We start from the raw sequence: 9,185 nt of genomic DNA, 5'->3' as shown, positions 1-9,185 counted from the left end.
GTTCAGGCTCCGGGTGGGCGGCGCAGGCGGCGGGTCTCGGGGTTCGGGGGGCCGGGATGGGGGTTGCTGTTCCGGCAGTTGGGGAGCACCCGGGGGGCGTTGGTGCGGCTGCTCCTGTGGTCCGGGGCGGAGGCGCTGCCGCCGCTGCTCTCCGGGTTGTTCGTCTCGGCCGCGGTCGATCAGGGGTTCCTGGCCGGGCGGCCGACAGTCGGGGTGGCCTGGTTGGCGGGGTTCGGGGTGGCGATGGGGGTTCGGGCGTACGCGGCGCGGGCCGGGTTCCCGTACCTCGCGGGGGTGGTGGAACCGCTGCGGGACGCGCTGGTCGAGCGGGTGGTCCGCAGTGCGCTCGCGCGCCCCTCGGCGGATCCGGCCGAGGTCGCCAGGCTCACCGAGCAGGTCGAGTCCGCGCGGCAGTTGACGGCGACGTTGCTCCGCACCCTGCGCGGGGTGGGGGTCACACTGGCCGCCGCCCTGATCGGGCTGACGCTGCTGGCGCCCGCCGTCCTGCCGTTGGTGCTGCTGCCGCTGTCGGCGGCCGGGGTGCTGTTCGTCCGGCTGCTGCGCCCGATGGTGTCCCGGCGGAGGGCGGTCGTGCTGGCGGAGGAGCGGCTCGCCGCCGACGCCGGACGAACCCTTCACGGGATGCGCGACGTACAGGCGACGGGCACCGGGGAGGAGGTCGCCCGGGCGCTGGCCGAGGCCGCGCGGGAGAGCGCGGCGGCCTCCCGGGCGCTGGGCCGGGCCTCGGCCCTGCGTGCGCTCGTCGTGGCGCTCGGCGGACGGCTGCCGGTACTGGCCGTCCTCGCGGCGGCACCGTGGCTGCTCGCGCACGAGGCGCTGACCGTGGGCGAGCTGCTCGGCGTCGCCACCTACCTGCTGCAACAACTCGACCCGGCAGTACGGACCTTGGCCGGTACGGTCGGCGGCTGGCTGCTCAACCTCGCGGTCGTGCTGGACCGCCTGGCGGCGGTCACGGCCGAGGGCGACCCGTCCGGCGCGAGGACGGGCGCGGACGGTCGGCGCGGTGCCGGCTGGGCGCCCGGGGCGCAGGCCGTCGGCGCGGAGGGCACCGCACCCGAAGCCCCACCGCCGCCCGCCGGAGAGGTGCGGTTGCACGGCGTCCGGTATGCGCACGGCTTCACCGCCGCCCCCGTGCTCGACGGGCTCGACGCCGTGTTCCGCCCCGGGGAGCACGTCGCCGTCGTGGGGCCGAGCGGGACCGGGAAGTCGACGTTGGCGGCGCTGTTGGCCGGGCTGGTGGTGCCGACGGCGGGGACGGTGACAGCGCCGCCGGCCGCGCTGTTGCCGCAGGAGGCGTATGTGTTTCCGGGGTCGGTACGGGAGAACCTCGTCTGGCTCGCCCCGGGCAGCAGTGACGCGCGGCTGGCCGAGGTGGTGGAGCTGCTGGGCGCCGGGGAGTTGGTGGAACGGCTGGGCGGGCCGCACGGCATGCTGGGCGATCCGGGTGAACTGTCGGCGGGTGAGTCCCAGTTGATCGCACTGGTGCGGACGTACCTGTCTCCCGCGTCGCTGGTGGTGCTGGACGAGGCGACCTGCCATCTGGACGCCGCGGCCGAGGAGCGGGTGGAACGGGCCTTCGCGGCGCGGCACGGGACGCTGGTGGTGATCGCACACCGGATCAGTTCGGCGTTGCGAGCGGACCGGGTGCTGCTGTTGGACGGTGGCCGGGGCGTGCTCGCCCGGCACGGGGACCTGCAGGTGCTGTCACCGCTCTACCGGGAGCTGGTCGGACACTGGCTCGGCGCGGGACTCGCGTCATGATCTCGATAGGATCTCGTCCGTCCCGGCCGTTATGGTGGCCGGGGCACGGGCCGCGATCACCGGCTGTGGGCGCGTACCGAGCGCCCGATCGGGGACCCGACCGTGCGCCGCAGGCGCCGGACGGGCGCCGATGACCTGCACCCTCGCACGGAAGACGATTCTCATGTCCGACACCCTCACCGACACCACCGGACCCGCGACCAACGGGACCGACGCCGACGAGAAGACGGCCGAGGACACCGCGACGCACGGCCGCCACCGCGGCGCGTCCGCGGCCGACGAAACTCCCGGTTCCGACCCGCACGGCCGCCACCGCGCGGCCGGTGCTCAGGCCTGAGGACAGGCCTGAGCCAGGGCAAACCCCAGGGAGACACCACGACGAGGGCCCGCCGGAAACCCGGCGGGCCCTCGCGCGTCGTCAGCGAGGCGTCACCGCACCGCCGCACCGAAGCACCGACACGCCGAAACGTCACCGCCGAAACGCCGTCACCCCAGCGAGACCACCGTCCGCAGCGCCTCACCGCTGCGCATCTGCGCGATCGCCTCGTTCACGTCCGCCAGCCCGACCCGGTGCGTGATCATCCCGTCGAGGTCGATCCGCCCGGCCCGCCAGAGGTCCACGATCAGTCCGATGGTGCGGGCGACCGGCGCCCCGCCGTACAGCGAGGGCAGCAGTCGCTTCTCGTTGAAGAACAGCTCGCCCATGGTGAACTGCGCGCGGTCGTCCTGCGCGCCCGCCCCGATGACGACCAGGGCGCCGCCGCGCCGGGCCGCGTCGTAGCCCGCCCGGACGGTGGCGGAGCGGCCGACCGCCTCGAAGACGTAGTCGAAGCCGCCGCCCGGCAGGCCCTTGGCGACGGCCTTCAGCTCCTCGGGCGCGATCGCCTCGGTGGCACCGAAGGCGAGCGCGCGTTCGCGGCGCGAGACGACCGGGTCGACGACGGTGATCCGGGCGGCGCCGCAGACCCGGGCGCCCTGGACGGTGGCCACTCCGACGCCGCCCGCGCCGATCACGGCGACGGAGGCGCCGGGCTCGACCTTCGCGGTGTTGACCGCGGCGCCGATGCCCGTGGTCACCCCGCAGCCGATCAGCGCGGCGGCCTCGTACGGCAGGTCGGCCGGCACCTTGATCACGGCGTCGGCGGCGACCACGACCTCCTCGGCGAAGGCCCCGGTGCCGTAGAAGCCGGAGGCCTCCGTACCGTCCTGCGCCAGCCGGAAGCCGGGGGCGCCGAGCCGCCGCAGGCTGGCGACGCACAGGTGGCCGCGGCCCTGCTCGCAGTGGGCGCAGCGGCCGCAGGGGGCCATCCAGCAGAGCACCACGCGGTCCCCGGGCGAGACGCCGGTGACGCCCTCGCCGACCTCGACGACGTCCCCGGCACCCTCGTGCCCGGGGACGAACGGCGCGGGCTGCGGCAGGACGCCGCTCATCGCGGAGAGGTCGGAGTGGCACAGGCTGGCAGCGCGCATCCGGACCCGTACGGTGCCCGGTCCGAAGCCGACCGTCGTGACGTCCTCGCGGACGTCGAGGGTGTCCTGGCCGGTCTTGTGCAGGACGGCTGCGCGCATGGGGCTGCTCCCGGTGTGCCTCGGATCAGGGGTCGGGCCGATTCTGGCACGGCCTCCGGAACCCGACTAGAACGCGTTCCAGCACGAAAAGGGGACGGCGGCGAAGGGACGGAGCGGGAACGTCCCGGTCGTCCGCTCCACGCATACCCACTGCACACTGACGGCCGGTACCGCCATCATGATCGCCGTGGCCATATCCCCCGACGCACCCCCCGCGGCACCCGCCGAGAAGCCCGCCCACGGTTCGCCGTGCCCGCGCTGCCGCGCCGCCCTGACCGACGACCCGCGCTTCATCGCCTGGTGCCCCGCCTGCGACTGGAACCTCGCGCCCGGGGAGGAGGCCGCCCCCGTGCCCACCCGGCGCCAGCGGGCCGCGGCCGCCCGCACCGACCGGCTGTTCGAGGAGCAGGCCGCCGGCGGCGACTCCCCCACCGCCCGCCTGGACTGGCTGCTGGCCTCCGCCGCGGCCGGTGTGATCCACCTCGTCACCGTCGGGATGTTCTGCCTGGCGCTCTGGCTGCTGATCGCCGGGACGGTCGTGCAGCGCTGCATCGGCGCGGTGGTGCTGGTGATCGCCGTGACCCTGCGGCCCCGGCTCGGCCGGCTGCCGCGGGACGAGAACGTCCTCGACCGCGCCGGGGCGCCGGCCCTGTACGGGCTGGCGGACAAGGTGGCCGCCGAGGTCGGCGCCCGTCCGGTGGACGTCATCCAGGTCACCGATGAGTTCAACGCCTCGTACGGGCTGGTCGGGCTGCGCCGCCGGTCGGTCCTCCGGCTCGGCCTGCCGCTCTGGGAGGTACTGGACGAACGGCAGCGGATCGCCCTGCTCGGCCACGAGTTCGGCCACCACGTCAACGGCGACCGCCGGCGCTCGTTCTGGCTGCACAGCGCCGTCTCGGCACTCTGGGCCTGGTACGACATGGCCCGCCCGGACAAACCGCGGCACGGCTGGCGCCAGGACGAGCTCACGCTGCTGGTGCGGCTCGGCGCGGCGCTCGGCCGGCCGGTGCTGCGGGCGATCGCCTGGCTGCTGTTCCAGGGCCTGGTGCTGTTCGACCGGCTCACCTCCCGGGCCGGCCAGCAGGCCGAGTACCACGCGGACACGCTCGCCGTCCGGGCGGGCGGCAGCGAGGCGGCCCGGGGCATGCTCGCGGCGCTGCTGCTCGGCAGTGCGGTGGACACCGCGGTCGGCCGGGTCCGGGCCGAGGAGCGCGGGCGGCCCCGGGTGGTCCGCGCGCGGAACCGCCGGAGCGAGGACGCCCCCGCGCCGCCCGCCCCGGACCTGCTCTGGGAGCGGGTGCGCGAGCACCTCGCCTCCGTCCCGGCCGTCGAGCGGGAGCGCCTGCGGCGGCTCAGTGCCCGTGACCGTTCCGCCGTGGACGGCTCCCACCCGCCGACCCACCTGCGGATCGCGCTGGCCGACCGGTGCGGGGCCCGCCCCGCCGCCGTCGCCGCCACCGCCGCCGAAGCCGCGGCGGTCGCCGCCGAGCTGGCCCCGCACCGCGCCCGGATCGCCGCCGAGCTCCTCGCCGGCTGACGGCACCACCCCCTGGAGCCGGGTCGGGGAGGGCGGAAGGCCGCCCGCCGCTACCGTCGAGTAGGGTCCGAGCACGTCCGTCCGCCGTACCGGAGCCGTACCGAACCCGAGGAGCACCGCATGTCCGACCTGCTGGAGAGCGCCCGCCCGGCGCCCGAGGTGCTGGCGGCGTTCGAGGCGGCCACCGGGTTCATGCCGGTGGACGAGGGCCTCGCGCTGTACGCGGCGGCGGTGGCCGCGGCCCGGCTCACCGGGCTGCCGGTGCTGGAGATCGGCACCTACTGCGGCCGCTCGGCGATCCTGCTGGCCGCGGCGGCCCGCGAGGCCGGGACGGTCGCGCTGACCGTGGACCACCACCGCGGCTCGGAGGAGCAGCAGCCCGGCTGGGAGTACCACGACACGACCCTGGTGGATCCGGAGGTCGGGCTGATGGACACCCTGCCCCGCTTCCGCCGCACCCTGCACGCCGCCGGGCTGGAGGACCACGTGGTCGCGCTGGTCGGCCGCTCGCCGCGGATCGCCGCGCTGTGGGGCCGGCCGCTGGGCCTGGTGTTCATCGACGGTGGACACACCGACGAGCACGCCACCGGCGACTACGAGGGCTGGGTGCCGCACCTGGCGCCGGAGGGCCTGCTGGTGGTGCACGACGTGTTCCCGGACCCCGCGGACGGCGGCCAGGCCCCGTACCGGGTGTACCTGCGGGCGCTGGCCGAGGGCTTCGAGGAGGTCTCGGTGACCGGCTCGCTGCGCGTCCTGCGCCGCGCCGCCGCCTGAGCCGATCACACCCGCAGCCCGGTACGGATGCTCTAACGTCGTGCCGGGGCTGTCGGCCGGGGGTTCGAACGGTACGGTGGCCGCGCAGCACCAGGCGGCTGCACCGGGCAGCACCAGGCAGCACACGAGGCAACAGCACCAGGCAGAGCATCGGCGGACGGTGGGGGCCAGCGGCACATGACGGACCAGCAGAACACCGCTCCGGCGGTCTGGGACCCGACCGCGCGCGGCGGCGCGGGCGGCTGGGTCCGTAATCCGCAGCGGCAGGACGCCGAGCCCGCACCCGCCGCCCAGCCGACCCCGCCCACCCGGAGCGCACAGCCGGCCCCGCCCGCTCCCGGCGCGCAACCCCCGGCGCCCGGCCCGGTCGCCCCGCCCCCCACCGCGGGCGCCGTCGGCGACCAGGGCCCGCCGCTGGGCGCCCGCCCGTACCTGGCCACCGCGCCCGGCTTCGGCCCGCCCCCGCCCGCCGCGCCCGCCCCGGGCCCGGGGGCGCCCACCGCCGCCTTCCCCACCGTCGTCCCGCCGCCCCCGCCCGCCACCGCGCCGTTCCCCTCCCACGCGACCCCGCAGGACCGGGGCCCGCAGGGAGCGCCGACGACCCCCGGCCCCGGCTACGTCTACCCGCCGCCCCCGGCGGCCGCGCCGCCGCAGTCCCCGTACGGGGCCCAGCCGGACTACCCGACCCACTACCCGGTCGACGACGAGCAGGAGCGGGAGCGCCCGGGCAAGGGCAAGGCCCCGCTGCTGATCGGCTTCGCGCTGCTCCTGGTGCTGGCGGTCGGCGGTGGCCTGCTGTACGCGACCCAGGGCGGCGACGACAAGAGCGGCCAGGCCGCGCCCGCCCCGACGGGCGCCCCCGCGACCGGCTCCGGCAACCCGCAGCCCGCCCCGGCGCCGACCGGGACGGACGCCGCGCCGAGCGCCGCCCCGAGCACCCCGGCCGACGGGACCCCGTCCCCGACCGCGACCGGCCCCGGCCCCAACGCCCAGTCCCAGGCGCAGGCGCTGGACGGCCTGCTCAGCGAGGGCGAGAACGCCAAGGCCCCGATCGGCAGCGCCGTCGCCAAGGTGAGCAGCTGCCCGTCCAAGGCCGACATCGAGAGCGCGGCCCAGACGTTCGACAACGGCGCCAAGCAGCGCGACGGGCTGCTGACCAAGCTCGCCAAGCTGAGCATGACGGACGTGCCGGGCGGCGCGGACGCGGTGAACTCGCTGAAGTCCGCCTGGCAGCTGTCCGCCGACATCGACCGGGCGTACGCGAGCTGGGCGCGCGCCGTCGCCAAGCAGGGCTGCTCCGGCAAGGCCCCGACCACCGCGGACAAGACGCACGCGGACGAGCTCAACCCGCAGGCCACCCAGGCGAAGACGGACTTCATGACCAAGTGGAACCCGATCGCGAGCGGCTACGGCCTCACCGCGCGGACCCAGGACAGGATCTGACCCACCCGTGACAGGCCCCACCTCCCGACCGCCCCGCCGCCGTTCCGCCCTGCTGCGCGCCACCACCGTGGTGGCCGCGGTCGTCCCGCTCTGCGCGGCGGGCTGGTTGGGCTGGCGGGCCCTGGACGACTCCGCCCCGGCGGGTGCCACGGCCGCGCCGCCCGGCGCCGTCCGGTCCGCCACCGCGGCCCCCGCCACCCCCGAGGCCCCGCCGACCAGCGGCACGCCCACCGGGACGGCGGCTCCCGCGGAAACGCCCACGCCCTCCGGCACGCCGTCCGCGAGCCCCACCGCACCCCCCGGGGGCACCGCCGACCTGACCGGCCGCACCATCGTGCTGGACCCCGGCCACAACCCCGGCAACTTCGCCCACCCCACCGAGATCAACCGTCAGGTGGACATCGGCAACGCCCACAAGGAGTGCGACACCACCGGCACCGAGACCAACTCCGGCTACACCGAGGCCGACTACACCCTGGACGTCTCCCGCCGGGCCCGCGCCCTGCTGACCGCCCGGGGCGCCAAGGTGGTGCTGGTGCAGGACGGCGACCGCGCCTGGGGCCCGTGCGTCGACGAGCGGGCGAGGGCGGGTGCCGACGCGCACGCCGACGTCGCGGTCTCGGTGCACGGCGACGGCGGCCCGGCGAGCGGCAGCGGGTTCCACGTGATCATGCCCGCCAAGGTGGTCGCCGGCAAGGCGGACAACTCCGCGATCGTCGAACCCTCGCACCGGCTCGGTCTGTTGCTTCGCGACCACTTCCACGCCGCGACCGGCGAGCCGTACGCCGACTACATCGCCGACCAGGGCCTGGACACCCGCTCCGACCTGGGCGGCCTCAACCTCTCCGCGGTCCCCAAGGTGTTCATCGAGTGCGGTAACATGCGCAACTCCGCGGACGCCCGGCGGATGACGGACCCTCAGTGGCGCCAGCAGGCGGCCCAGGGGATCGCCGACGCGCTGGCCGCGTTCCTGACCGCGCACTGAGCGGGCCCGGAAAGGGAGTTGGGGCGGGCAGGCCTGGTGGACGACGCTCCGCCCGGCCCGCACGGTTTGCAACGACTTCGACCCATTCCCGGTCCCGCCGTGCACCGGCAGGACGGTTGGCCCTAGGCTTCTGGTCCGTTCGGGAGTTTCGGCCGGTCAGCCCGACCGCACGAATCACCGTCCACGAAACGTCAACGAGGGGAACGTAAGTGAATCTGCGCGCTCTCACCAGGGGAGACGCCGCCGTCGCAGGCGCGGCCGTCCTGCTCTTCATCGCCTCCTTCTTGCCGTACCGGACCTGCACCGGTCGGTACTGCGGCCAAATCGGCTCGCCGAACGCGTGGAGCACCGAGCTGTTCCCCATCCTGCCTTCGATCTACCTGCTGGGTATCGCCGCAGCCGTGCTGATCCTGGTGCAGCGCTTCCAGGGCGAGGCCGCGGCCAACCGCCAGGTGCTCGGCCTCCGGCTGGACCAGTGGGGCATCGCGTTCGCCGTGGCGGCGCTGTGGACCTCGATCTGGGCGCTGGGCGGCGGCACCAGCGGCGCCTTCGAGGGCCTCGACATCAGCCACGGCTTCGGCGCCTGGCTCGGCCTCATCTCGCTGATCGTGCTGGCCGGTGCGGCCGCCGCGAGCCCGCTGGTGCCCGCGCTGAAGGCCCCGCTGGTCACCGACCGTCCGGCCGCCCCGTACCAGGGCGGCTACCCGATGCCGGGCCAGCCCGGTCACCCGGGTGCGCCCGGTCAGCCCGGCCAGTACGGCTACCCGACCCAGGGCCACGACCCGGCCTTCGGCGGCCAGCCGGCCGGCGGTTACGGCTACCCGGGCGCCGGCCAGCCGCAGCCGGGTCAGCCGGTGGCCGGCCAGCCGCAGGACGCCGCCGTCCCCGCCCCGCAGCCGACCCCGGCCGCCCAGCAGCCGACCGCCCCGGCGGCGGACTTCCAGCCGTACTGGTTCGCCGTCCCGGCCCCGCGCCAGCTGGCCCCGAAGGACAACCCGGCCGGTGCCCCGGTCGGCGAGGTCGTGCCGGGCACCTGGTACCTGGCCGTCGAGCAGCGCGGCGCGGCGCTGGTCGCGCAGCTGCCGGACGGCACCC

The 9,185-nt window shown here is 76.1% G+C and carries 8 protein-coding genes; 7 read left to right on the top strand and 1 reads right to left on the bottom strand.

Going from position 1 to position 9,185, the window contains the following annotated elements; all coding sequences use genetic code 11:
* Nucleotides 1-1,782: ATP-binding cassette domain-containing protein (locus ACFVWU_RS43115; RefSeq protein WP_387631808.1), on the top strand; the 1,782-nt coding region annotated here is incomplete at its 5' end.
* A 163-nt stretch (nt 1,783-1,945) separates the two neighbouring features.
* Complete coding sequence (locus ACFVWU_RS43110) at nt 1,946-2,119, top strand: hypothetical protein (RefSeq protein WP_380610622.1); 174 nt, start codon at nt 1,946-1,948, stop codon at nt 2,117-2,119.
* Between the two features lie 149 nt (nt 2,120-2,268).
* On the opposite strand, the gene ACFVWU_RS43105 is transcribed toward ACFVWU_RS43110, so the two are convergent.
* Nucleotides 2,269-3,351, bottom strand: a complete 1,083-nt coding sequence (locus ACFVWU_RS43105) for a Zn-dependent alcohol dehydrogenase (RefSeq protein WP_387631806.1) — start codon at nt 3,349-3,351, stop codon at nt 2,269-2,271.
* 187 nt (nt 3,352-3,538) lie between these two features.
* On the opposite strand from ACFVWU_RS43105, the gene ACFVWU_RS43100 reads away from it, so the two are divergent.
* From ACFVWU_RS43100 to ACFVWU_RS43080, 5 genes are all read left to right on the top strand, one after another.
* Nucleotides 3,539-4,888 (top strand): M48 family metalloprotease, encoded by a 1,350-nt coding sequence (locus tag ACFVWU_RS43100; protein WP_387631804.1) that lies wholly within the window; start codon nt 3,539-3,541, stop codon nt 4,886-4,888.
* 120 nt (nt 4,889-5,008) lie between these two features.
* A complete protein-coding gene (locus tag ACFVWU_RS43095; RefSeq protein ID WP_387631802.1) occupies nt 5,009-5,662 on the top strand; it encodes a class I SAM-dependent methyltransferase in 654 nt (217 codons plus the stop codon).
* A gap of 177 nt (nt 5,663-5,839) precedes the next feature.
* Entirely contained in the window at nt 5,840-7,105 is a 1,266-nt protein-coding gene (locus ACFVWU_RS43090; RefSeq protein WP_387631801.1) for a hypothetical protein, read from the top strand.
* A 7-nt stretch (nt 7,106-7,112) separates the two neighbouring features.
* Nucleotides 7,113-8,090, top strand: coding sequence for an N-acetylmuramoyl-L-alanine amidase (locus ACFVWU_RS43085; RefSeq protein ID WP_387631798.1), 978 nt, complete (start codon nt 7,113-7,115; stop codon nt 8,088-8,090).
* 209 nt (nt 8,091-8,299) lie between these two features.
* Nucleotides 8,300-9,185: hypothetical protein (locus ACFVWU_RS43080; RefSeq protein ID WP_387631795.1), on the top strand; the 886-nt coding region annotated here is incomplete at its 3' end.

The organism is Kitasatospora sp. NPDC058190, assembly GCF_042883685.1.
GTDB lineage: Bacteria > Actinomycetota > Actinomycetes > Streptomycetales > Streptomycetaceae > Kitasatospora.
The sequence above is the reverse complement of the archived record's forward strand: the minus strand, read 5'-3'. Positions and strand labels throughout refer to the sequence as shown.